Source organism: Streptomyces sp. NBC_01314 (genome assembly GCF_041435215.1).
Taxonomy (GTDB): Bacteria; Actinomycetota; Actinomycetes; order Streptomycetales; family Streptomycetaceae; genus Streptomyces.
Genome location: NZ_CP108394.1, coordinates 9,898,589 through 9,922,375 on the forward strand (window position 1 = coordinate 9,898,589; position 23,787 = coordinate 9,922,375).

Below are 23,787 nucleotides of genomic sequence, written 5' to 3' on the forward strand. Positions count from 1 at the left end.
GACGTACAGGCGGCGGTCTTCTCGCGCTCCCGCCGCCGCCCCCTTGGTCGCTCTCGATCCCCCGGTTTCAGCGCGAGGCTCTGCCCGACCACCGTGTCGTGGATATGAGCGAGGCCGTGAAGGCGTGCTGCGGTGCGGTGAGGAGCTGCCGGGCGGGACCCTGTTCGACCAGTTCCCCGGCGTCCATGACCGCGATGCGGTGGGCGACGGCGGCGGTGTCCAGGTCGTGGGTGATCAGGACGAGAGCCGGTCCGGCACCCTCCCCGTCGCCGAGCAGCCCCGTGAGGACGTCGAGGATGCCGCGCCGGGTGACCGTGTCCAGGCCCGAGGTGATCTCGTCGCAGATCAGGACGCGGGGGCGGGCGAGGAGAGCGCGGGCCAGGGCGGCGCGCTGGAGTTCGCCGCCGGAGAGCTGGGCGGGGAGTCGGCGCACCAGTTCCGGGGGGAGGCCGAGGCGTGTCAGGGTGGTCAGCGCCTCGGCCTCGGCGCCGCGGTTGTCGACGCCGCGCAGCCGGACCGCCGTACGGGCGACCTGGCCCAGGACGGGGCGGTGCTCGTCGAAGGCGGCGCGGGCGTCCTGGAAGACGTACTGCACCGCCGCCAACTGCCCCCGACTGCGGTGGCGCAGGCTGCGCGGCAGGGGAGTGCCGTCGAGGAGGATCTCACCCTCGTGGTCACGGTGGAGCCCGGCGAGGCAGCGGGCGAGCGTGGTCTTGCCACTGCCCGAGCGCCCGACCACGGCCAGCAACTCCCCTGCTCGCAAGTCGAGTTGGGGTGCACGCACGATCACCGGTGTGCCGCGTGAGCCGTCGCGGTGGCGGGCGGTGAGATCGCGTACGCGCAGCACGGGCGCGGTGGTCGCCAGGGTGCCCCGGTCGTGGGATCCCGTGTCCGTGGCCGTGTTCGCGTCCACCTCCGCCTCCACTTCTCTCTCCGTCGGCATCGTCGGCATCGCCGACTCCGTGAACGACGTTTGTGCGGCGAGGAGTTGACGGGTCCACTCGTGCCGGGGCGCCTCCCACACCCGCTCGGTGGGACCCGACTCCACGACAAGCCCCGCCCGCATGACATGGACCTCGTCGGCGAGCGCGCGGACGACGTCGAGGTCGTGGCTGAGCAGGACGACCGCGATGCCGCGCGCCGCGACAGCCGCCAACTGCGCGACGACTCGGCTCTTGGTCAACGCGTCCTGGCCGGTGGTGGGTTCGTCGGCGACGATGACCCGGGCGCCGAGCAGGAGGGCCTGGGCGAGGACGACGCGTTGCTGCTGGCCGCCGGAGAGCTGGTGCGGATAGCGGCGCAACAAGGGTGCGCCATCCGGGAGTTGGGCGTCGGCCAGAGCGTGGAGTACGCGTTCGCGCACGGCTGCCCGGCGTTTGCCGCGCGGCAGATGACGTACCTGCGTCCGGGCGATGTCGGTGAGGAGGGCGCTGATCCTGCGGGCCGGGTTGAGCACGGCCGCCGGATGCTGAGGCACGTACCCGACGAGGCCGTCCGACGCCACGTGGATCTCGCCGCTGACGCGTGCGCCCGCCGGGAACTCGCCGAGCAGCGCCAGCCCGGTGGTCGTCTTCCCGCTGCCCGAGGCGCCCACCAGCGCGGTCACCCTGCCGGGCAGCACCCGCAGGGACAGGCCGTCGACGATCGCCCGGCCGCCCGCCTCGACCCGCAGGTCGGTGATCTCGGCCAGGGGCACCGAGACGGCCCGGGCGGCCTCGTGGTCGTGCCGCTTCACGGGCGTCGCTCCTTCCGTCCCCGGCGGCGGCCGGGCTTCTCCAGCGCGGCGTCGAAGAGGAGATTCGTGCCCGTGGTCAGCGCGATGATCAGCAGGGCGGGGACGACCACGGCCCACGGCTGCACGAACAGGCCTGTGCGGTTGCGGTCGACCATCACGGCCCAGTCGGCGGCGTCCGGGGCCACCCCGACCCCGAGGAACGCGGCCGTGGCGACCAGGTACAGCACACCGGTCAGCCGGGTGCCCGCGTCGGCGCCGAGGGTGCGCAGGATGGTGCGGCCGACATAGCCGACGGCGGTACGCCACCAGGTCTCGCCCTGGAGGCGGAGCGCCTCGACGACCGGCCGGCTGGCGGCCTCCGTGGCGGCGGCGCGCACGAGGCGGGCCGCGTCCGGCACGTTGGCCAGTGCCACGAGGAGAGCGAGGCCGACGGCTCCGGGGGTGAACACGGACGCGACCAGCAGGATCAGCAGCAGCGAGGGGATGGCGATCAGGACGTCCAGGGGCCGCATCAGCAGTTCCTCCAGCCAGCGCCGGTGCGTCAGCGCGGCGATGAGGCCGACCGGCAGGGCGACGAGATAGGCCAGCGCTCCGGCGCCGAGCGCGGTCAGTACGACCGGGCGTCCGCCGTGCAGCACCTGCTGCCACACGTCCCGGCCCACGAAGTCCGTACCGAGCCAGTGCCCGTCGCCGAGCGTGAAGGAGGTGGCTCGCGCCCCCGGTTCTCCCGCGAACACCGGTCCCAGGAGGGCGAGGAGGAGAGGTACGGCGATGACCGCGACGCCGAGCGCGAATCGGCCCGTGTGCCGCCGGGTGCGAGGGATGACAGCCGTGCCGGCCGCCCCGATGTCCGTGTCCGTCGTCACGCCGCCGCCCCCGCCCGGGGTGCGAGCAGTCGGGCGACCACGTCCGCGCCCAGGTTGAGGACGACGGTCAGGACGCCGAAGACCACGGCCAGGCCCTGGACGACGGGTACATCGCGTTCGGCGACGGCGTTGAGGAGGACGGTGCCGAGTCCGGGGATCACGTAGAGGGCCTCCACGACGATGACGCCGCACAGCAACCAGTCGACGGTGCGGGCGAGTTGCTGGGCGGCGGGGGCGAGGGCGGCCGGGAGGGCGTGGGCGTAGCGGACGCGGGGGCCCGGGACGCCGTACCGGCGGGCGTGGGCGACGTACGGGGAGGCGAGGGCGTCGACCATGCCGGCGCGGACCAGGCGGACGAGGGAGCAGACCGGCCGGGCGAGCAGGACGAGGACGGGCAGCACGAGCGCGGCCGGGTGGGCGAGCAGGTCGGTGCCGTAGCCGACGGCGGTCGGCGGCAGCCAGCCCCACCGCAGCGCGAACACGGTCACCAGCAGCACGCCGAGGGCGAACTCGGGAACCGCGTACACGGCGAGCGTCAGAGAAGTGACCAGCCGGTCCACGAGCCCGCCCTCGTGACGCGCGGCCAGCACGCCCAGCCCGAAGCCGATCGGCACGAGCAGGGCCACGGTGAGTGAGGCGAGCAGCAGGGTCGGTCCGAAGCCGTCGGCGATGTACCGGCCTACCGGACGGCCGGAGGTGAGGGAGGTGCCGAAGTCGCCGTGCAGCAGGCCGAGCGCCCAGCCGGCCAGCCGCTCGTGCACCGGCCGGTCCAGGTGCATCGCCTCGCGGATGGCGGCGATGCGCGCCGGGTCGGGCTGGTCGCCGGCCAGGGCCACCGCGGCGTCGCCCGGCAGCGCCTCGGTGAGCACGAAGACCAGCAGCACGACGGCCACGGTCTGCGCGACACCGAGGAGCAGCCGCCGGGCGACGAAGGAGCGCAGACCGCCGAGCGCTCCGCGGGAGGTGCCGAGACGGGCTGTCGTGCGTCCCCGGCGCCAACCCGGCCGGCCGCGCCCGGCGGAGTCGCATGCCGCTACGGCCCCGCGCCTCCCCGGGGCGCGGCCGAACCGTGGACGACTTCGCCCGGCCTGCCTGGGATTCACGCGAGCCACACCTTGTCGAACCGCGCCCAGTCCAGCGTGTTGGCGGGGGCCTTGGTCTCAACTCCCTTCACTGTCTTGCCCGTTCCGATGATCCAGTCCGCGAACCCCCAGATCAGGAAGCCGCCCTCGGCGTACAGTCGGCGCTGCATCCGCTCGTAGACGGCGGTCCGCTCCGTCTTGTCCCGCGTGGACTGCGCCTGCTGGTACAGCGCGTCGAAGTCCTTGTGCCGCCACTTGGTGGCGTTGGTCGTGGAGTCGGTGAGCAGCCGCTGCGAGATGTGTGCCTCGATGGGCATGGCGCCGGAGCGGTAGCAGGCGAGGGTGCCGGAGTCGAGGATGTCGCTCCAGTACGAGTCCTTGCTGCCCATCTTCACGTCGATCGTGACGCCCGCCTTCGCGGCCTGGTCGCGGAAGATGCCGGCCGCCTCGGTGAACCCGGCGGCCACGGCCGAGGTGTCCAGGCCGACCTTCAGCTTCTCGGCACCGGCCTGCTTCAGCAGCGCGCGGGCGCGGTCGAGGTCCTGTTCGCGCTGCGGGAGGTCGGCGGCGTAGTACTCGTAGCCCTTGCCGAAGAGGTCGTTGCCGACCACGCCCGCCCCCGACAGAGCGCCGTCGACGAGTTCCTGCCGGTCGGCGATCAGGAAGAACGCCTCCCGTACCCGCTTGTCGTCGAAGGGCGCCCGGTCGGTCTTCATGCAGAACGCCTGCATGGCGCTGTTGCGCAGCCGGACGATCTCGATCTGCCCCTTGCCCTCATGGGCGCGGGCGGTGGTGGGATTCAGCTCATGGGCGTACTCGACCTGGCCGCCGAGGAGCGCGTTGACGCGGGCCGACTCCTCGTTGGCGACGACGAACTCGAGTTCGTCGAGGTGCGGGGCACCCTCCCAGTAGGTGTCGTAGCGGCGGAAGACGGCCGAGCGGCCGGGGGCGAAGGACACGAACCGGAAGGGGCCGGAGCCGATCGGCTTCTTGTCGAAGTCCGTGTCTGCGGTGTCCTCGGGAACGATGTACGCGCCGAACGCGGCCAGCACATTGGGGAATTCGGCGGTCGGCCGCTTCAGCACGAACTCGATGCTCCGCGCACCGGTGGCGCGGCTCGCGTCGAGGTCGATGGGCTCCAGGGACGCCTTCGCGCGGAACGCCTTCTCCGGGTCGGCGATACGGCGGTAGCTGTACAGCACGTCCTTCGCGGTGACCGGGCTGCCGTCGTGGAAGGTGGCCTCGCGCAGGCTGACCTGCCAGCGGTCCAGGGCCTTGTTCGCCTCCCAGTTCGTGGCGAGGCGCGGCTGCGCGGACAGATCGGCCCCGTAGTCGGCGAGCTTGTCGAACAGCGCCTTGGCTCTGGCGACGTCGGCGAACAGGCTCGCCAGGTGCGGGTCGAGGGTCTCACTGGCGCCGCCGCCCGCGAACGCGGCTCGCAGCCGCCCGCCGCGCTTCGGCTCGCCGTCACCGGTGCTCGCCTCGCCGTCCGTGCCGCCGCTCTCGCCGCACCCCGTCAGGGCGAGCCCGCCGAGTGTGACGGCACCCGTGGCGGCGAGGAAGCCGCGTCGGCGCAGACCGGGGAAGAGTTCTTCGTGCATGAGGGTTCCTTGGGTGAGGTGAGGTGAGGTGAGGGCTGGGTGGCGTGGGCGGGAGGTCAGTGGGCGCTCATGCCGAGGCGGGCGACGACGTGCAGCCGGTCCGCGTCCGCCGTACGGCCCGGCAACTGCCCGTCCTGCCAGGGCGGTTCGGTGCGAGGGCCCGGCCCGTCGTGCAGTTCGAGCACCTCGAAGCCGTGCGCGGCCAGTACGTGACGCAGCTCCTGCGGGAACAACAGCCGCCAGGCGGACCGCTGTTCGACAGGTGGCGTGCCGTCGTCCGAGGTCCAGACACGGATACGGCGCAGCAGTCGGGCGGCGCGGTCCACGGTGAGGGTGGTCGTGGACCGGTAGGCGGTGCCCCGCCAGGTGAAGGTGTTGACGGCCGGGGTGCCGAGGAGGTCGGGACGGCCGAGGAAGTGGGCGCCGTTGCGCATCTCCGCGACCAGCAGCCCCCCGGGTCCGAGCGCCTGGCGGCAGGAGGAGAGGAAGCCGTCGAGCTGGGTGTCGGTGTGGCAGTAGAGGAGCGAGCTGTCCAGGCAGACGACCGCGTCGAAGGCCGCCCGGCCCAGGTCGAAGCCGTGCAGATCGGCCCGCACGTACACCGGGCCGGGATGCCGCTCGCGGGCATGGGCGAGCATCGCCTCGGAGAGGTCGGCGCCGGTCACCGTACGGCCGCCGCCGTGCAGGTGGGCGGCGTCGCGCCCGGTGCCGCAGCCCATGTCAAGGACCCGAGGCCCGGCCCTGTGGCGCCGCAGGCAGTCCTCGGCCCAACGCCCGGCCAGCCGCCCCGGATCGGGGAAACGGGCCTCGTACAGCTCGGGGTTGTCGGTGAGGAGGTTGCCGTTCGTCATGCGCTGCTCTTCTCGGCGGCTGCGGTGGGGACGACGGCCGCGGGGTCCGCGGGCAGCGCCCCCAGCCGGTGCAGCCGACCGACACCGGCCGCCGAGAGCAGCCCGAACAGGGCGCAGCACACCCAGGGCAGCCAGGCATGGCCGTTCCGCTCCCCGGCGTCCATGGCCCACCCCACGAAGGTGTTGCCGACGGCCGCGGCGATGCCCGAGACGACGTAGAAGATCCCGAAGTACGTGCCGGTCAGCTCCGGGCGCCCGAAGCGTGGGATCAGCTCCATCACGAACGGCGAGGCGACCATGAGGCCGAGGTACAGGAGCAGCGCGCCGAGCAGGACGGGTACGGCGGCGAACCACCCGGAGGCACCGAGGCCCGCCCCCACGGCCGGCGGCAGGAACGCCAAACCTGTCACGGCGAGTCCCACACCGATCCAACGGCCCCTGCCGCCACGCGGCTTGAGCGCCTTGGTGATGCGCAGCTGGAGCGCGAGGTTGGCGAGCGTTCCGACGAGGAAGACGAGACCGGCCGCGCCGTCCCAGCCGGTGGCCTCCCGTGCCCCGGCGGGCAGCAGCAGGTACAGCTGGTTCTCCAGGGTGAACATGCCGACCATGGCGAGCGCGAACGCCAGGAAGGCCCGGTTGCCGAGAACCTCCTGCCAGTCCCCGAGGACACCGCCGCCGCTCGGCGCGACCTTCCGCGCGGGCAGGACGAGCGCCTGCGCGACGGTGAGGACCGCGAAGATCGCGGCGGCGGTCAGCGCGGACGTACGGAAGTCCACGAGCAGCAGCACGCTGCCCAGCAGCGGCCCGACCAGGGCTCCCGTGGTCGCGAAGACGTTGAACAGCGCGAACGCCTCCGCCTTGCGCTCCCCGGCCTCCTGCGACAGATACGCCCGCACCGCCGGATTGAACAGCGCCCCGGCGAGCCCGCTGAGCACCGACGCGGCCAGCAGCACCGGCAGCCCGTCGCCGAGCGCGAACAGCCCGAAACCGACGGTCCGCAGCGCACAACCGGCGATGATCACGCCCCGCGCGCCGAGCCGGTCCGAGGCGGAGCCGCCGATGATGAACAGGCCCTGCTGGCTGAGGTTCCGCACGCCCAGGACGATGCCGACGACGGCCGCCGACATGCCCAGGTTCTCGGTGAGGTGGGTGGCGAGGTAGGGGATCAGGAGATAGAAGCCGATGTTGACGCCGAGCTGGTTGACCAGGAGGAGACGGACGGCGAAGGGGAAGCGGCGGATCTCATGCCACGTCTGCACGGCGTATCTCTCCCGTTCCTTCGGCTCCTTCGGCTCCTTCGGCTCCTTCGGCTCCTTCGGTCGTGCGGCGCCGAACTCCCAGCCCCGGCAGTTCGGTTGTGCGTACGAACCCGTCGGCGCCGCCGATCCCGGTCCACGGGTCGTCGGCGAGCAGGAGATGCCCGTCGAGGTCCACCCAGCGGGCCCGGTCCGCGAGGTGGACGGCGGGGGCGAGACCGAGGCTGCTGGCGGTGAGGCAGCCCAGCATCAGCTCGGTGCCGCTGCCCTCGATCGCTTCGGCGATCCGCAGTGCCGCATGGACGCCGCCGCACTTGGCGAGCTTGACGTTGACTCCGTGCACCCGTCCCGCCAACCGCCGCACGTCCTCCAGTCCCACGGCGTCCTCGTCGGCGATGAGGGGCAACGGCGAGCGCGCGGCGAGGGCCGCCAGGGCGTCCGGATCGCCGGGTGCGAGTGGTTGCTCGACGGCCTCCACCCCGAGTTCCGCGAATCGCGGCAGCAGGGCCTCGGCCTGCGCCGGCGTCCAGGCGCCGTTGGGATCCAGGAGGAGCCGGACCCGGGGCGCGGCGTCCCGGATGACCCGTACGCGCTCGACGTCCTCCTCCGGGTCCGGGGCCCCGGCCTTCACCTTGACGACCTCGAAGCCGCTCGCGGCGAGCCGGCGCGCCTCGGCCCCGGCACGCATCGGCGAGACGATGCCGATGGTCCGGGCGGTCGCGGCCACCGGCGCGGCCGACGCGCCGAGAAGCCGGTGCACGGGCCTGCCCGCCCGCTTCCCGACGAGGTCGAGGAGCGCGGCCTCGGCGGCGGCGGTGACGGCCGGGGGGAGGGCGGACCTCCGGCCGATGGCCGCGGGGGAGCCAGAGGCGGCCGACTCGCCTCGCAGCGCCTCCAAGGCGCTCTCCGGATCGCGGAAGCGTACGAGGGCCGCGGCGACATCGGCGAACAGGCGTTCCAGGGTGCCGGCGTCGAGGCCGTAGTAGACGCTGGTGACGGCCTCGCCGTGGCCGCGCACCCCGTCGTCGTCCTCGACGGTCAGCCACACCGCGTCACGCGCGGCCATGGTGGAGCGGGAGATGCGCAACGGCTCGGCGAGTTCGAGGCGTACGGTGCGCTGGGTGACCTTCACCGGGTTCCTCCGAGGATGCATCGGCCTTCAGGCCTGGGAGGAATCGGACTCCTCCGGAGCAGGGCCGGAAGCGGGATTTCGCCTCCAGGGCGAAACACCGTCCACCTGATCGGGTAAGCTGCACGCCGTGCGTTGCGAGAGCCAAGCGCGTACACCGTGCTGATCGAGAGCCAAGACAGCACATGCACCTCCAAGCTTTGCCGTATCAAACCGGGCTGGTTTCAACCCGGCTGGTGTTGATCGTGGAAGACCTGTTGGGTCGCTGACCCGCAGGCAGCGTGAGCCAGGAATCCCCCTGCTTCAGCTGGGGGAGGATTCAAAGTGTCTCTTCCGGATGGGGAGCCTTGAGCGGGTCGCGGACCCTGCCGCACCGGACCCAGCCGACGGCCTCGGCCGCGCCGGGATGGGGGATCTCGACGGGCCGGACGGCGGCGGAGGCGGGGTCGATGCCGTGGGCGGTGGCGAAGTCGTCGTCGTAGACGCTGCCGAGGTAGCGGTGCGGGCCGTCCGGGAAGACGGTGGCGACGACGGCGCCCGGGTGGACGCGGGCCGCCCAGGCGGCGACGACCGCGACCGCGCCGGTGCTCCAGCCGCCGCTGACGAAGCTGCCCCGCGCCAGGCGGCGACAGCTGTCGACGGCCTCCGCCGGGCCCACCCAGTGCACCTCGTCGAAGGCGTCGTAGGCCACGTTGCGCGGGTGGATGCTGCTGCCCAGGCCGCGCATCAGCCTCGGCCGGGCGGGCTGGCCGAAGATCGTCGAGCCGGTGGAGTCGACGCCGATGAGGCGCAGTGCGGGCCAGTGCCGCCGCAGCGGGCCGATGATGCCCGCACTGTGGCCGCCGGTCCCGACGCTGCACACCAGGATGTCCAAATGGTCCAGCTGAACGGCGAGTTCGGCGGCGAGCGAGGCGTAACCGGCCGTGTTGTCGGGGTTGTTGTACTGGTCGGGCCAGTACGCCCCCGGCAGTACGGCGAGCAGCTCCCGCAGCCGCGCCAGGCGGGCCGCCTGCCAGCCGCCCATGGCTGCCGGGCGGTCCACCAGTTCCAGCCGCACACCGTGGGAGCGCAGCAACTGCCGCATGGACGGCTCCAGTTCACTGTCGCCGACCAGCACGACGGGATGGCCCAGTGCCTGCCCCGCGAAGGCCAGCCCGATGCCCAGGGTGCCGGACGTCGACTCCACCACGGGTGCGCCGGGCAGCAGCTCACCGCGTTCCCGGGCGCCCAGCAACATGGACACGGCGGCCCGTGCCTTCATACCGCCCGCGGCGAGCCCTTCCAGTTTGGCCCAGAACCCCGGCTGGGGACCGGGGAGATCGGCGGTGATGCGCGCCAGCGGCGTCCGCCCGACGAGGGACAGCAACTCCGGGCGGGCGACCGCACGGAGGACGGTCGACGATGTCACCGGCCGTCTCCCGCTTCCGGACGGGAGCCCGGGCCGGCGTCCGTTCCGTCCAGGCGGTAGCGGTGCAGCGTGCCCGGCCCCGCGTCCAGCCAGAAGAAGGGGTACGGCTCCGCGCAGACCGCGCTCACCCCGTGACCGAGGAACCTGGGCAGTACCGCACTGCCCGTCTGCGCGAACATCACCAGCTGCTTGCCGTACGACAGCGCGTGCCGCCGCAACGGTTCGAAGCTGCCGTTGCCCAACGTCATTCCGGAGACCAGCAGCGCGTCACAGCGGTCGGCCGCCCCGAGCGCATCGGTGACGACCTCCTCACCCCACTCGGTGACCCCGCCCTTGAGATCGCACGGCACAGAGCGGAGGCCTCGTGAACGCAGCGCCTCCAGCAGGGAGTTGACGACTCCGACCACAAGCACCGTGGCACCTGCGGGCAGATCGAGCAGTTCGACGACGGCCCGCGCCCGCGCCCGCGACTTCTCCAGCGACGTACCGGCCGGCAGGGGGAAGGGCCGTGCCCCGTTCTCCGTGGTGTGCGGGCCGACATGCATCAGATAGGCGTCCAGCGCGGCCACCCGCACCGGGAGGAGCGGATGCGCCAGGAGCCGGGCGGCGTCGGCGCCGGCACAGTCGTCGATCGCCGCGTCCGGCAGCGCACCGGGTTCGACCGCGCAGGATCCCACGGCACCGGCGAGACGCAGACTGAGCACCTCGTTCCGATAGCCGGTGCCCCGCCCGTCGTGCCGCACCGCCTGTCGCGTCACGAACGCCACAGCGACACGCAATGTCTGTGGATCCGGGCCGAGTTCGCCTGTGAGGGCACGCTCCAGCAGTTCCTCGAACGTGGCGGCCGTGTCGGCCACCGGCGCGACGGCGGTCACCGGATCACCAGCCCGGCGCGCAACTCGCCCAGCAGCGCCTCGACCTGCCCGCGCGCGCCCGGCCCGGCCGGGTCGCCCACCATGACATGGCCGAGATACTCGTTGTTGCTGCCGGCCGACCTGACCTGCCGGCCCGGCTCGGCGAGCTGCACCTCCAACACGCCCGCCAGGTCGGCGATCCGACCGCCGTCCAGTGCTTCGAGCGTGCCCGACGTCTCCGGTACGAGGAAGCCGACGGCTGCGCTGCGCAGCCCCGTCTCCCGGCGCCGCAGATCGGGCTCGCGGCCGAGGGCGACCTCCACGGCGGCCGCGGCGAGGTCGATGCCGGTGACATGCCGGACCAGTTCGGTGATGCGGTTCCCGGCGGGCCGGGGGTTGACCTCGACCACGCGTGGACCGGCGGGGGTCAGCTTGATCTCGGTGTGGGCGACGACGCCGTCGGTCAGCCCGAGCGCCTTGAGGGCGCCCAGCGCGGTCTGCTCGGCGGCGTCGGTGTCGGCGCCGGTCAGGGCGGCGGGGAACATGTGCCCGGTCTCGATGAACGCGGGCGCCCCGCCGATGCTCTTGTCCGTCACGCCCACGACGTGCACGGCTCCCGCGTACGACACGGTCTCGACGCTCACCTCGGGCCCGGTCAGCAGCTCTTCGAGGAGGACGGCGGGCACCCGTCGCTGCCCGCGCGCGTTCAGCGGGAAGTCGGCCAACGACCGTACGGCGGAGGCGAGTTCGACCTCGTTGTCCACGCGCCGTACGTACATGCCCGCGCACAGGTCGACGGGCTTGACGACCAGCGGATAGCCGATCTCCCGCGCCGCGCGTGCGAGGTCGGCCCACTCCTCGTGGAGGGCGAAACGGGGTCCGGGCACGTCGGCGTCGGCGAGGACGCGGCGGGTGGCGTCCTTGCGGCAGGCGTTCGCCACGGCCTCCGGGCCAGGCCCGGGGAGTCCGAGGTGGCCGGCGAGCCGGGCCACCGTCGGCAGGTAGTAGTCGCAGGACGAGATCACGCCGTCGAAGCCGAACACCGAGTGCAGGCGTTCCGCCTCCGGCAGGAGGGTGGCGAGGTCGTTGGTGTCGGCCGTGACCACGTTCCGCGCGCCGAGCAGCGGATGGGCCGTGCCCTCGGGGGCCGAGCGCAGATAGTGGTGCAGGTCGCGGGTGAGGAACGTGAACTCGTGGCCGCCCTCCCGGATGGCCCGTGGCAGCAGTCTGCTCATCGATCCGACCCAGCTCTCGACCACCAACAGATGAGCCACAGCTCCCCTTTTCATGCGGTGCGTACAGGCGTCAGGGCAGCCCGACGACGCCCCGACAAAGGGGGCGCCCTGCTTGACATGCTCACCTTATCGATAACCGTTTTCATTGTCATGGGGTGGGGTCGTTGTGGTGCGGGACGACAGGGGTGACGCCGGTCAGGGTCGAGGCGGGCCGGAGCTCATCCGATCTGGACCACACGGGCCCAGTCGGGCGGCGAGTCCGGTACGTAGTCGGGGTCGTCCTCGTCCCACGAGGTACGTCGGTGATGGCGGGGGAACAGGCCGACCACCGTCCGGCACGGCGGCCGGGAGCCGGGCCAGGGGGTCTGTCCGTCGGTGAGCACCACGATGACGTCGGGCCTGGGGTGGCTGCGGAGCGCCTTGGCGAAGCCGGCACGCAGGTTCGTACCACCGCCGCCCAGCAGGGGGATGCCCTCGGCCTTGCACAGCGGGTGGGCGATCCGGGCCGCCGCGTCGCACGGGACGACGGTGACGAGGTCCCGTCGGCCGCCCACGGCGCGGGAGATCGCCGCGACCTCCAGAAGCGCGCTGCCCAGCTCCGTGTCACTCACCGACCCGGAGGTGTCGATGATCACGGAGACATGGGGCGGCCGGCGCCGCAGACTCGGCAGCACGGTGCCCGGCACGCCGGCCGAGCGCCGCGACGGCCGGCCGTAGCTGTAGTCCTCACCCGCGCCGGGCGCGGAGGCCGCCGACCGGACCGCCGCGCCCAGCAACGCCCGCCACGGCTGCGGCGGATGGAACGCCTCCTCCGCCCAGCGCTTCCAGCCCTCGGGCGCGGACCCCGGGCGGCCGGTGATGCCCTGCGCCACCCGGAACCGGACCGCGTCCCGTTCCTGCTCGCTCAGGCCGTGCGCCCCGTCCGGCCCCAGCTCCCACTCCCGTTCCAGGCCGTCGGCACCACTGCCGCAGTCCAGCCAGGCGAACTCCGTTGTCCACGCGCCCAGTTGGAACTGGAGCAGATAGCTCTCCATCAGCTGTCCCTCGGGCAGCCGCAGGAACGCCGGATCGACGACCCCCTCGGGCTTGACCAGTCCGTCGCCGAACGCGTCGTCGTTGATCTCGCAGTCGGCGGCGATGTTCATCCGCAGCCGCTCCCCAGGACCGGTCAGCCCACGCTCCTTGGCGAACCGGTCGCTGCGCCCGTGATGGTCCCGCAGCAGATGCGACACCTCGTGCACCCATACCCCGGCCAGCTCCTCCACCGGCGTACGGTCCACGAAGTCCGGGGAGACGTAGCACCGCCAGTACCGGTCCACACCCATGGTGGGCACCTGCCGGGACTCGACGGTGTGCAGCGCGAACAACGCCGTCGCCAGATAGGGCCGGGCCCGCGCCGCCTGCAGCCGGGCGGCGAAGAGCTTGTCGAGGTCGAGGGCCCGCGTGCCCGCCGCGCCGGGGCTAGCATCGGAACTCCCCTCCGCACCCGTGTCGGTGCGCACCCGCGTACCCATGTCGCCGCTCATCGGCGGGCCCCCGTCGCCCTCTTGGCGCGGGCCGCCGCCTCGTCCGCCCGCCTCGACAGTGTCACCACTCCGGCGAGGTTCTCGATCGCCGCCGGAACGTCCCAGTCGTCGCGGCGCAGTGAGGCGAGCGTGGTCGCGGGGACGACCACCAGATCCGGGGCCCCGGTCTCCAGCGCCCGGACCAGCAGCGCCCACGCCGCGTTCCAGCGGTCCCTCTCCGGCCGCGCCCGGACCGCCGCGACCACGCCGTCGAGCACCGCCTGCCGCAGGTCCCCCCGCTGGGGCAGGTCCGCCCCCGCCGGGTCGGCGAGCAGCGTTTCCGGATCCGGGAGGTCCAGCCGGTCCAGACCGGCCAGCAGTTCCAGCCCCGGACCGTCGCCCACGGTGCCCCTGACCAGCAGGGAGAGCACATCGCGCGAGACTCCGGAGGCCGTAGCGAAGGCGATCAGACGCAACGTCATCTCCCAGCTGCGGGGCGACGGCCATGCCCCGCCCCGGCGGCTCTCGCTGTTGGGCAGCTGGTGCACGAGCTTGGGCCGCGCGGCCAACAGCGCGCACACCGCGCGCCGGGCGAAGTCCACCGCCTCCGACAGCCGTTCCGGCGCGAGCCGCGGCAGGGTGGCCCGCGGCCAGGTCCCACCAAGACCCCGTACGACGACCTCGTGGTCGTGCGTCCACTGCAGGTGCACGAACCGGTTGGCCAGCGGCGGGCTCAGCTCCCAGCCGTCGGCGGCCGAGGACCGGGGGTTGGCGGCGGCCACGATCCGTACGCCGGGCGGCAGTTGGAGCGAGCCGATCCTGCGCTCCAGCACCAGCCGCAGCAGCGCGGCCTGGACGGCGGGCGGCGCCGTCGACAGCTCGTCCAGGAACAACAGGCCCCGGCCCGCCCGCACCAGCCGCACCGCCCAGTCCGGCGGGGCCATCGGCACACCCTGCTCGGCCGGGTCGTCTCCCACGATCGGCAGCCCCGAGAAGTCGGACGGCTCGTGCACGCTGGCGATCACGGTCGTCAGCGGCAGATCCAGGGCGGCCGCGAGCTGTGTCAGCGCCGCGGTCTTCCCGATCCCCGGCTCACCCCACAGCAGTACGGGCAGGTCCGCGGCGACGGCCAGGGTCAGTGCCTCCAGCTGGGTGTCCGGGCGCGGTTCGGTGGTCGTGGTGCGCAGCAGGGTCAACAGGTCGCCCGCGATGTCGAGTTGGGAGGTGGGGTCGAGGTCGGCGCCGGCGTCAGCGTTAGCAACGGCGCCGGCATCGGCGTTGGAGAGGGAGATGGGCATGGCGAACGGGGTGCATGTGGGCATGTTTGATCACCTTGGTGTGTAGTGGGCTGAAGGCCAGTGGGTGCCAGGTGCCAGGTCCCAGGTCCCAGGTCAAAATCCTTGGTCCCAGGCCGAGATCCTTGGTCAGAAGAAGGTCGCGACGCGGGGGCGTCGGTGGCGGGGAGGGCGGCGGCCGACGTTGGCGCTGACCCGGCCCCGGCCGGGATCGGCGAGGCCGGCCCGGTACAGGCCGTAGGCGATCCGCCCTTGCGCGGCCGACTCCAGCTCGTCGCGCAGAGCGCCGTCGCGCAGCACCGCCTCGGGGCCGAGGAGCCCTTCGACGACGGCCAGCGCACCGGCGATGTCCCCGTGGTCCAGACGTTCACGCACGCCGGAAAGACAGTCCGGGCGACGATGCGCCTCGTCGATGGCCCGTAGGCAGGGGAGGGGAGTACCGGTCAGTTCGACCAGCAGCTCCTCCCGCCGGAGCTCGGCCGGGTCATGGTCCAGTGCGACCAGTGCCCCGTCCACCAGGCCGATCCGGTGCCGCTCTCCCCGGCACTCCACGATCCGTGGTCGCCCCGCGAGGTCCGGAGCCTCGGGCGGGGCCGACCGCACCTGACCCGGTACCAGCGCCGACGCGACCAGCGGATGCAGCCGCTCGACGTCGATCGCACCGGCTCGGACCAGCTCCAGATCGGGCAGCACCCAGGTCGCGGCGTCGGGCAGGACCGGCAGCGAACCGAGAGCACCGTCGTCGCCGGATACGGCCGTGATCCGCTGGGCGGATGCCCTGTTGCCGTTGCCGTTGCCGTTGCCGTTGCCGTAGCCGAGAGCCGTGAGGGTCTCCGCGTTTGAGCCCCGGCTCGGTCCCAGGTCCGCCAGGTCCGAGTCCAGGTCCAGGTTCGGGTCCATGTCCATGTCCAGGTCCATGAGGAATCGGCCTCGGGCGCCGCACCGTATGAGAACCGTCCCGGCGGACCGCCCCTCGGCGCGCAGCACGATCGCCGCCTCGTCCGCCCACCGTTCGATGGCACAATCGCGCTCCGGCGCCGGCCCCACCCACGTGTCCCGTCCCGGCGGCCGGGGGCCCGGGGGCCGCTCGGCTCCGGAACGAACCCGCAGCTCACCCACCCTCCGTGCGTCCCAGAGATGGCGGTGCAGATCGAGCCGGTACCGACGGCTGGGGCGCGGATGCGGATGACCGCGGGCTCCGACCCCGGAGCGGGACCCGTCCCACAGCGCGAGGCCGATCCGCTGCCCGGCGTCCGCCCAGGCGGGCGGAGTCCGGGCCACCAGGTGCACGGGGTTCGGGCCGTGACGCCCCGCCGCGTGATACCGGGCCAGCGTGATGGTCAGGCCCGGACGCAGGAGCCCGTCGGGAGCGATTCTCGGCATGTGCCAGCGCAGCAGGTCCGGAGCCAGGTGCCGGAGGTCGGCCCGGACCCGGGCCGCCAGCTCCTGGCCGTGAACGCTCGCCAGGGAACGTATGTCGAGGTCGATGTCGATGCCTGCGGCGGCACATGCCCCGGCCCAGTCGCCGACGGCACGGCGGGCGGTCGCAGTCTCGATCATGGGGGGTGGCACGGCGAACTCGCGCACGCGCAACCAGAAGGAAAGGCGGGAATCCCCGTTCGCGACACGAGTGAGCATCAGCACTCACCTTGCGCGGACGGGACCCCCATTCTGCCGAGGGAGTGTGTAGTCATCGCGGTGACCATAACGCCACCCGCGCCGATCCCACACCTGTTTTTCGATCGGGTGCGCGTGCACACCGGCGACACCGGCGCCCAAGTGGTGGCCCCCAGGGCACCGGCGTACGGTCGAACAGTGAACGCGGCGGTGGACGGAACCGTTCACCGAACCCTGCCTTCGCGATACGCCATGAGCAATCCTCAGCCGAGTTCCCCAGCGCGCACCACCACCCGGGAAACAGGTGGTGGCGGGAGTGCGATGGCGTTGTTCGTGATCGCGTCGTGTCAGTTGATGGTGGTGCTGGACATCACCATCGTGAACATCGCGCTGCCGGACATCCAGCGGTCGCTGGACTTCTCCACGACGAGCCTGGCCTGGGTGGTCAACGCGTACACGCTGACCTTCGGCGGGCTGTTGCTGCTGGGCGGGCGGGCCGGGGACATCCTCGGCCGGCGGCGGGTCTTCGTCTTCGGTGTGCTGCTCTTCGTGCTGGCCTCGCTCCTCGGCGGCTTCGCCCAGAACGCGGGCCAACTCCTCGGCGCCCGCGCCCTCCAGGGTGTCGGCGGCGCCATCGCGTCCCCGACGTCCCTCGCGCTGATCAGTACGACGTTCCGTGAAGGACCGGAGCGCAACCGGGCGTTCGGGGTGTTCGCGGCGGTCTCGGCGGGCGGCGGCGCGATCGGGCTGCTCGCGGGCGGCATTCTCGTGGAGTGGCTGAACTGGCGGTGGGTGCTGTTCGTCAACGTGCCGATCGGCCTGCTGATCGTGCTGGCGACGCCGCGCTGGATCAAGGAGTCCGAACGCCACCCGGGGCACTTCGACATCACCGGCGCGCTGACCTCCACCGTGGGCATGGTGCTCTTGGTGTACGGCTTCATCCGGGCCGCGCAGGAAGGCTGGCGGGACGCTCTCACGCTGGCCTCGTTCGCCGGGGCCATCGCCTTTCTCGCCCTGTTCATCCTGGTCGAGCGGCGTTCGAAGCAGCCGATCACCCCGCTGCACATGTTCCGCGACCGGAACCGGGCGGGCACCTACGGAATCATGCTGTGCCTCGCCGCCGCCATCTTCGGCATGTTCTTCTTCCTGACGCTCTTCGTGCAGAACGTGCTCGGCTTCAGCCCGCTGCAGGCCGGGCTCGCCTTCCTGCCGGTCAGTGCGGTCATCGCGGTAGGCGCCGGACTGGCCTCGAAGTTCCTGCCCACGTACGGGCCCAAACCGTTCATGGTGGTGGGTGCGATCCTGGCCGCGGCCGGCCTCGCCTGGCTGACCCTGACCGACGTCCACTCCACCTACGCCGGCAGCGTCCTCGGCCCCATGCTCGTCTTCAGCCTCGGCATGGGCATGGAGTTCGTCTCACTGACCCTGATGGCGCTCTCCGACGTCCCGACCCCCGAGACCGGCGCGGCCTCCGGACTCCTCAACGCCACCCAGCAGGTCGGCGGTTCGCTCGGCCTCTCCATCCTCGTCACGATGTACGGCACGGCCAGCACCAACGAGGCGGAGAAGCAGATCCCGGACTTCCTGTCCCAGGCGACCCCGGCCGAGCGCCTGCGGTTCGAACAGACCGGGCAGCTTCCGCCACCCTGGTCGTACGAGGTGCTCACCGCGGGCGTCTCGGCCGCCTTCGTCATGGCCGCGATCTTCACCGTCGTCGCCGCCCTGATCGCCGTACTGGCCATCCAGGTCAGGCCCTCCGATCTGGAGCGGCTGAAGGGCGGGGTGGGGCCGGGGCCGGGCTGAGGATCCAAGGGGATTCAAGGGCCGAGGGGTCAAGTCGACGTGCAGGCCGCCCCGTTGAGCGTGAACGTGGTCGGAGCGGGGTTCGTGGTGCCGCGTGTCGCCGTGAAGCCGAGGGTGACCGAGCCCGCCGCGGGGATGTTCGCGGTGTAGGAGGCGGCGGTGACGGTGACGGCAGCGCCGGACTGGGCCGCCGTGCCGCCCCACAGGCTGGAGACGCGCTGACTGTCGGGGAAGGTCCAGCGGAGGGTCCACCCGTTGACCGCCGAGGTGCCGGTGTTGCGGATGACGATCTCGCCCTGGAAACCGCCGGACCACTCGCCCGTCACCCGGTAGCCGAGAGCACAGGACGCCGTGGAACCGCCGGAGGCGGTCGTGACGGTCACCGTTCCCGAGCGCGCCGAGCGGTTGCCGGCCGCGTCGCGCGCGTAGACGGCGAAGGTGTACGAGGTGGCGGGAGTCAGGCCCGTGAGGGTGGCGGAGGTGCTTGTCGTGGTGGTCGCGGCGGTCTCGGTGGTGCCGTTGACGCGGACCACGTCGTAGCCCGTGACGCCGGTCGCGTCGGTGGCGGCGGTCCAGGTCAGGGTGGCGGACGAGGAGGTCGCCGCGGAGGCGGTCGGGGTTCCGGGAGCCGTCGGGGGAGTGGTGTCGCCGCCGGAGGAGGAGTAGATCGCGGCCTCCTTGGACGTGGCGGCGATGCCGTTCGCGCCGTTGAAGAGGCGCTGTCCCCAACTGGTCAGCTGGTTCGGGTCGAAGTTCGTGACCATGTCCAGGTACTCCACACCGCCGCCGTTGCCGCTCCAGGACCAGCCGAGATAACCGAGGCCGAGTCGCTGCGCGGTGGCGAGGATGGCGTCCTCGTCGGGGTTGCCGTCCGAATGGTCGTGGCCGAACTCACCCACCACGATGGGGAGTTTCGCCGCCACGAACCGGTTGAGGTAGTCGCTGACCTCCGCCGCCGTGTCGAAGACGCCGTACATGTGGATGGAGAAGACCGTGTTGGCGTCCGGGTCGGCGGCGAAGACGGAGGCCGCGTTGTCGCGCATGGTGAACGCCCAGTCCTGGCCCCAGTTGGGAGCGTCGACCATGATCGTGTGGTCGAATCCGGCGGTGCGCAGCTTCTGGATCGCCGCCTTGGTGTCGGCCGTCCAGCCCGCGTAGTTGTTGTTGCCGTACGGCTCGTTGCCGATGTTGACGATGACGTGGTCCTCCTGACCCGTCAGCGCACTCTGCACACTGATCCAGTAGTCGGCGGCCCGCGAGAGCGTGACCGCCCCGCTCTGCTCGCCGTAACCCGTGGTGTCGTGCACCTCCAGGACACAGATGAGCCGGTTCCGCTTGCACTGCGCCACGACGTTCGCCACATCGGTGGTGTCGTTGCGGGTCCACCGGTCGCCGCTGGCCAGGACGACGCGCACGGTGTTGGCGCCCTTGGCCTTGATGTGGGCGAGCGAGCCGATCTGGTTCGGATACCAGGTGTGGGCGTGGTTCACGCCGCGCATCACGAAGTCGTTGCCGGAGCGCTCCAGGAGCCGGCCGTTCTCGACACGGAAACCGGTGGGCGCCGCGTGCGCCGGCGCGCCGAAGACGAACAGGGGCAGGAGCAGACCGAGGAGGGCCGCGGCGAGTGCGGCCGTGCGCGGTGGGCGGAGGAGGGCCGGCGTGCGCGTACGGGATCTCATGGCGGCTCCAGGGAGAGGGGAGAGGGGAGAGGGGAGAGGGGGAGGGGAGGAGCAGGGGACAGCGCCTCGGTCGTTACGAGGAGGCGGCAGCCCTCGCCGTGCAACCGACCGTCGCCGACGGCGTCCCGGCCGTGGCGGAGGTCGTGGCGACGAACCCGAACGTGGCGCTCGCGCCCGGTGCGAGCGTGCCGTTCCACGAGGCGTTGGTGACCGTGGCCGTGCCGTCGGTCGCTGTGGTCGAGGTCCCGTTCCAGACCTGGGTGAGACGGGCCCCGCCGGCCGGTACGACGGTCACGGTCCAGCCCGAGACGGTGGACGCGGAGGTGTTCGTCACCGTCACCTCGCCCTGGTAGCCGCCCTGCCAGACGTTGGTGGCCCGGAAGACCGCACCACACGCGGGCTGACCGCCACCCGGATCGCCGGGGTCGCCCGGATCACCAGGCACCCACGCGTCCAGAACCGAACTCAGCGCCGGGTACCAACGAGCGGCGATCTTGTCGTCGCCCGCGGCGTTCGGATGCACTCCGTCGTTCGTGTCGGTCGCCGTGCTGAACCCCGTCCACTGGTCGACCACGGTCACGGGCGAGTCGCCGGTGCTCGTCGCCCGGGCCCAGTCCGGGATCCGCGCGTTGAAGTCGACGACCCGCTGCGCGCAGCCCGAGCAGCTGCCGGGGTTCATGGGGATGAGCTGCGCGACGAGGATCCGCATGTCCGGGTTGGAGGCCCGCATCTGCCCGACCAGCTTGGTGTACGCGGCGAGAATGCGGTCGGGGGCGATGCTGCTCCACACGTCGTTGGTGCCGAAGTGCATGACAACGATGTCTGGAAGTGTCGCGGCCAGCCGGGCGGGCAGCAGGTTCTGGTCGGCGACGTTGGTCACCAACTCGCCGCCGTGGCCCTCGTTGTCGCCGTCGTGCTCCTGCCCGCAGCCCTGCGTGCCGAGCGTGCCGACGAAGTCGATGTCCGTGTAGCCGGCGGTGCGCAGCCGGTTCCACAGCACCGCCCGCCAGCAGCCGGGCGAGCCGGTGATCGAGTCGCCGAGCGGCATGACGCGCGCGGGGGTCGCCGCCGTGTCGGCCGCCGCCGCGGGCGGCGCGAGGGTCAGTCCGATGGACAGGAGCAGGGCGGCCAGGAGGCCGAGAAGCGGTAGGTGCCGTACGGGGGAATGTCGGGTGTTGCGCATGGTGGTCCCTTCCCTGGGTGAGAGATGGGAGCGCTCCCAGATGCAACTTGCCATCGTTGTCATTCACACGTCAAGATGGCTGCGCGCATCTTTGCGCGCCCCTTCTTTCGCCCCCGCACCCCTCGACCTGGCGGCCGACGCGGGCGTCGACATCGATGCCCTGCCCCTCGAACCCGGTGCGTCGAGCGACGGCACGGACCCTGGCGATTGACCACAGCCGCCCTGCCGGAACGCGGTGTGCTCCCGGTGGTATCGGCCGGTGACGATCTGTGGTCGGCGCGGCCGGCGGCGGTGACGCGGCCGCCACCACAAGGTAGAGCCCAACATCAATCGACATCGGGTCGCCAACACGGGTCGTCAACACGGGTCGTCGACTCCGGATCGTCGACACAGGGTCGTCAGTGCCGGGTCGTCGACGCCGGCTGACCGCCCGGGGTCTACGACTGCGACCCTCATGTTCAAGAATGAGAACAGCGATCACTTGCATGGATATTGACGTGCTCGGGACAACGGCCCTAGCTTCCGGTGTTGGAAAGCGCTTTCCCCTTCGGATGTCCGGGAGACGAACCATGCGTCCACAGCGATTCACCGCGTGCGTAAGCCTGTTGAGCGTCCTGGCCGGCGGCCTCCTCGCCCTGTCCGCCCCCGCCGCGCACGCCGCCGGCAGCCTCTACGTGGCGACCGGCGGCAGCGACAGCAACGCCGGCACACTGGCGGCTCCGCTGCGCACCATCCAGCGGGCCGTGGACCTGGCGCAGGCGGGCGACTCGATCCTGATCCGGGGCGGGACATATGCGCCGACCACGAACATCCAGTTGCTCAAGAGCGGTACGGCGAGTCAGCCCATCAGGCTGGGCAACTACAACGGCGAGCGCGTCGTCATCGACGGCGAGGGGATGCCCTACACGCCCGGCGCGGTCGGCTCCAGCATCCCCCGGGCCCAGCGGGGCGCGATCCACATCGAGGGGGAGTACTGGCGGCTGAGCGGGCTGGAGATCGCCAACGGGCCGTACGGGATCTTCGGCGTGGACACCAGTGGCAATGTCTTCGAGCGGCTGGTCACGCGGAACAACTACGAGTCCGGCGTGCACATCCAGGGCGCGTCGAGCGCCAACCAGTTCATCAATCTGGACAGCTACGGCAACCGGGACCCGCGCAAGAACGGCGAGAGCGCCGACGGCCTGGCGATCAAGGAAGGCTCCGGGACGGGCAACGTGGTGCGTGGGGCCCGGCTGTGGAACAACTCCGACGACGGGCTGGACTTCTGGGAGTTCCTCTCTCCGGTGACCATCGAGGGAAGCGGCGCGTACGGGAACGGCTACAACCGCTGGAGCCTGCCGAACTACACCGGTGACGGCAACGGCTTCAAGCTCGGCGGCGGCGGTGACGCGGACCTGCCCGCGGCGCATGTCGTGCGCAACAGCGTGGCGTGGGACAACTCGGCGGGCGGGTTCATCGACAACGCCAACCCCGGCGCGCTGGTGGCCGAGCGCTGCACAGCATGGCGCAACAAGGGCACGGGGTTCGACTTCGCCGACGCCGACGGCACGCTGACGAAGAACCTCGCGGTGGCCAACGGCACGAATGTCTCGCTGGGCTCGAACTCCGGCGGGAGCGGCAACTCCTGGAACCTCGGCGGCACCTGGTCCTTCACGAGCACCGACGCGACCACGATCACCGGAGCCAGGGCGGCCGACGGCTCCATCCCGACCTCGACCTTCCTGCGGCCCGCGAACGGCGCGGATGTCGGGGCGCGGCTCTGAGGGGTGACGTCGGGCTGTTGTGTGTGGGCCGCCCTGATGGTTCTGGTGGCGCCCGCTGTTCGTTTTCGGTGTTCCGGTGTCCCGGTGCGTGGGCTGTCCGTTCTGTCTTCGGCCTTCCTGTGGCCCGTGAACCGCGCGGATGTCGGGGCGCGGCTCTGACGGGGGCCGTCCGCCGGTACCGCTCATGCGCCGCCCGGCCCCGCCGGGCGGCGCTCACCGCGCTTCCGGTGTCCCGGCGCGCAGTCCGTCCATGACGAGGTCGAGGAGGCGGGTGGCGCGCGGCTGCCAGTCGTCCCGGGGGCCTATCTGCCAGAGGCCGGCGATCGCGAGGAAGAAGTCGTCGGCGGTGACTCCGGCGCGGACGGTCCCGGCCTTCTCGCCCGCGCGGAGCAGGAGTTCGGCGGCTTCGTACACCGGTGCGTTTCCCGGCTTGTCGGGGCTGTCGGGGTCGCAGGTGGCCTGGCGGATCGCGTCCGCGAGGCCCGCCTTGGTCAGGGCGAACCGGGCGAGGCGGTCCATCCACTCGCGGAGCGCCCGGTCCGGTTCACGGGTGGCGAGCAACTCGGCGGCGGAGTCGGCGACCTGTCGCATCTCGTGCCGGTAGACCTCCAGGACGAGGGCCTCCCGGGTGGGGAAGTGGCGGTAGAACGTGCCCTGTCCGACGCACGCCTTCCTGGCGATCCTGCTCAGGGGCGCGTCCGCGGAGCGCGTCAACTCGGTCAGCGCGACCGCCAGGATGCGCTCGCGGTTCCGCTGTGCGTCCGAGCGCAGAGCGGCACCCTTCTTCTGCCACACGCGGACCTCCTCGCGGGTCCCTGGCCGAAACCCGTCCTTGTTAAGCGGACAACTGTCCGTTAGGTTTTCCCGGAGAGGACAGCTGTCCGGTTGCTTCAGCGTAGCGCCGGCCCGACCGGCGCGGACACCC

General features: G+C 72.0%; 19 protein-coding genes. 3 read left to right on the forward strand and 16 right to left on the reverse strand.

Annotated features, from left to right (window positions below; all coding sequences use genetic code 11):
- Positions 1–67: 67 nt before the first annotated feature.
- From OG622_RS43515 to OG622_RS43575, 13 genes are all read right to left on the reverse strand, one after another.
- Positions 68–1,735 carry an ABC transporter ATP-binding protein gene (locus OG622_RS43515; protein ID WP_371582424.1) on the reverse strand — a complete coding sequence of 556 codons (1,668 nt, stop codon included), beginning with the start codon at positions 1,733–1,735 and terminating at the stop codon, positions 68–70.
- On the reverse strand, positions 1,732–2,583 hold the full coding sequence (locus OG622_RS43520) for an ABC transporter permease (protein ID WP_371584406.1): 852 nt from the start codon (positions 2,581–2,583) through the stop codon (positions 1,732–1,734). Before OG622_RS43520 ends, OG622_RS43515 begins: the two co-directional genes overlap by 4 nt.
- Positions 2,584–2,597: 14 nt before the next feature.
- Positions 2,598–3,542 carry an ABC transporter permease gene (locus OG622_RS43525; protein WP_371584407.1) on the reverse strand — a complete coding sequence of 315 codons (945 nt, stop codon included), beginning with the start codon at positions 3,540–3,542 and terminating at the stop codon, positions 2,598–2,600.
- Between the two features lie 158 nt (positions 3,543–3,700).
- Positions 3,701–5,284 carry an ABC transporter substrate-binding protein gene (locus OG622_RS43530; protein WP_371582426.1) on the reverse strand — a complete coding sequence of 528 codons (1,584 nt, stop codon included), beginning with the start codon at positions 5,282–5,284 and terminating at the stop codon, positions 3,701–3,703.
- A 56-nt stretch (positions 5,285–5,340) separates the two neighbouring features.
- Positions 5,341–6,135, reverse strand: a complete 795-nt coding sequence (locus OG622_RS43535; protein WP_371582427.1) for a class I SAM-dependent methyltransferase — start codon at positions 6,133–6,135, stop codon at positions 5,341–5,343.
- Positions 6,132–7,394 (reverse strand): MFS transporter, encoded by a 1,263-nt coding sequence (locus tag OG622_RS43540; protein ID WP_371582428.1) that lies wholly within the window; start codon positions 7,392–7,394, stop codon positions 6,132–6,134. The genes OG622_RS43535 and OG622_RS43540 overlap by 4 nt, the downstream gene beginning before the upstream one ends.
- The gene (locus OG622_RS43545; RefSeq protein ID WP_371582429.1) at positions 7,378–8,523 is read right to left on the reverse strand and encodes a dipeptide epimerase; all 1,146 of its coding nucleotides are present in this window, start codon (positions 8,521–8,523) and stop codon (positions 7,378–7,380) included. Before OG622_RS43545 ends, OG622_RS43540 begins: the two co-directional genes overlap by 17 nt.
- 316 nt (positions 8,524–8,839) lie before the next feature.
- On the reverse strand, positions 8,840–9,928 hold the full coding sequence (locus OG622_RS43550) for a PLP-dependent cysteine synthase family protein (protein WP_371582431.1): 1,089 nt from the start codon (positions 9,926–9,928) through the stop codon (positions 8,840–8,842).
- Positions 9,925–10,803, reverse strand: coding sequence for a hypothetical protein (locus OG622_RS43555; protein WP_371582434.1), 879 nt, complete (start codon positions 10,801–10,803; stop codon positions 9,925–9,927). The genes OG622_RS43550 and OG622_RS43555 overlap by 4 nt, the downstream gene beginning before the upstream one ends.
- Positions 10,800–12,056, reverse strand: coding sequence for an ATP-grasp domain-containing protein (locus OG622_RS43560; RefSeq protein ID WP_371582436.1), 1,257 nt, complete (start codon positions 12,054–12,056; stop codon positions 10,800–10,802). Before OG622_RS43560 ends, OG622_RS43555 begins: the two co-directional genes overlap by 4 nt.
- A 179-nt stretch (positions 12,057–12,235) precedes the next feature.
- Positions 12,236–13,531 (reverse strand): VWA-like domain-containing protein, encoded by a 1,296-nt coding sequence (locus OG622_RS43565; RefSeq protein WP_371584408.1) that lies wholly within the window; start codon positions 13,529–13,531, stop codon positions 12,236–12,238.
- Between the two features lie 8 nt (positions 13,532–13,539).
- A complete protein-coding gene (locus OG622_RS43570; protein ID WP_371582437.1) occupies positions 13,540–14,844 on the reverse strand; it encodes an AAA family ATPase in 1,305 nt (434 codons plus the stop codon).
- 102 nt (positions 14,845–14,946) lie between these two features.
- Entirely contained in the window at positions 14,947–16,455 is a 1,509-nt protein-coding gene (locus OG622_RS43575) for a hypothetical protein (protein ID WP_371582439.1), read from the reverse strand.
- Positions 16,456–16,755: 300 nt separating this feature from the next.
- Between OG622_RS43575 and OG622_RS43580 the strand changes: the two genes are divergently transcribed.
- Positions 16,756–18,237 carry an MFS transporter gene (locus tag OG622_RS43580; RefSeq protein ID WP_371582440.1) on the forward strand — a complete coding sequence of 494 codons (1,482 nt, stop codon included), beginning with the start codon at positions 16,756–16,758 and terminating at the stop codon, positions 18,235–18,237.
- A gap of 29 nt (positions 18,238–18,266) precedes the next feature.
- On the opposite strand, the gene OG622_RS43585 is transcribed toward OG622_RS43580, so the two are convergent.
- Positions 18,267–19,916, reverse strand: a complete 1,650-nt coding sequence (locus OG622_RS43585) for a cellulase family glycosylhydrolase (RefSeq protein WP_371582441.1) — start codon at positions 19,914–19,916, stop codon at positions 18,267–18,269.
- Positions 19,917–19,989: 73 nt separating this feature from the next.
- A complete protein-coding gene (locus OG622_RS43590; protein WP_371582443.1) occupies positions 19,990–21,099 on the reverse strand; it encodes a GDSL-type esterase/lipase family protein in 1,110 nt (369 codons plus the stop codon).
- 40 nt (positions 21,100–21,139) lie between these two features.
- Between OG622_RS43590 and OG622_RS43595 the strand changes: the two genes are divergently transcribed.
- Positions 21,140–21,310, forward strand: a complete 171-nt coding sequence (locus OG622_RS43595; protein WP_371582445.1) for a hypothetical protein — start codon at positions 21,140–21,142, stop codon at positions 21,308–21,310.
- 358 nt (positions 21,311–21,668) lie between these two features.
- A complete protein-coding gene (locus OG622_RS43600) occupies positions 21,669–22,862 on the forward strand; it encodes a right-handed parallel beta-helix repeat-containing protein (protein WP_371582446.1) in 1,194 nt (397 codons plus the stop codon).
- 213 nt (positions 22,863–23,075) lie between these two features.
- On the opposite strand, the gene OG622_RS43605 is transcribed toward OG622_RS43600, so the two are convergent.
- A complete protein-coding gene (locus OG622_RS43605; RefSeq protein ID WP_371582447.1) occupies positions 23,076–23,657 on the reverse strand; it encodes a TetR/AcrR family transcriptional regulator in 582 nt (193 codons plus the stop codon).
- Positions 23,658–23,787 lie beyond the last annotated feature (130 nt).

What these genes read in the sequence shown, in the direction of transcription:
- OG622_RS43535 (WP_371582427.1), bottom strand. Translation starts at nt 6,135, where the DNA reads ATGACGAACGGCAACCTCCTCACCGACAACCCCGAGCTGTACGAGGCC.
- OG622_RS43580 (WP_371582440.1), top strand. Translation starts at nt 16,756, where the DNA reads ATGGCGTTGTTCGTGATCGCGTCGTGTCAGTTGATGGTGGTGCTGGAC.
- OG622_RS43570 (WP_371582437.1), bottom strand. Translation starts at nt 14,844, where the DNA reads ATGCCCACATGCACCCCGTTCGCCATGCCCATCTCCCTCTCCAACGCC.
- OG622_RS43565 (WP_371584408.1), bottom strand. Translation starts at nt 13,531, where the DNA reads ATGGGTACGCGGGTGCGCACCGACACGGGTGCGGAGGGGAGTTCCGAT.
- OG622_RS43590 (WP_371582443.1), bottom strand. Translation starts at nt 21,099, where the DNA reads ATGCGCAACACCCGACATTCCCCCGTACGGCACCTACCGCTTCTCGGC.
- OG622_RS43530 (WP_371582426.1), bottom strand. Translation starts at nt 5,284, where the DNA reads ATGCACGAAGAACTCTTCCCCGGTCTGCGCCGACGCGGCTTCCTCGCC.
- OG622_RS43585 (WP_371582441.1), bottom strand. Translation starts at nt 19,916, where the DNA reads ATGAGATCCCGTACGCGCACGCCGGCCCTCCTCCGCCCACCGCGCACG.
- OG622_RS43575 (WP_371582439.1), bottom strand. Translation starts at nt 16,455, where the DNA reads ATGCTCACTCGTGTCGCGAACGGGGATTCCCGCCTTTCCTTCTGGTTG.
- OG622_RS43600 (WP_371582446.1), top strand. Translation starts at nt 21,669, where the DNA reads ATGCGTCCACAGCGATTCACCGCGTGCGTAAGCCTGTTGAGCGTCCTG.
- OG622_RS43595 (WP_371582445.1), top strand. Translation starts at nt 21,140, where the DNA reads ATGCAACTTGCCATCGTTGTCATTCACACGTCAAGATGGCTGCGCGCA.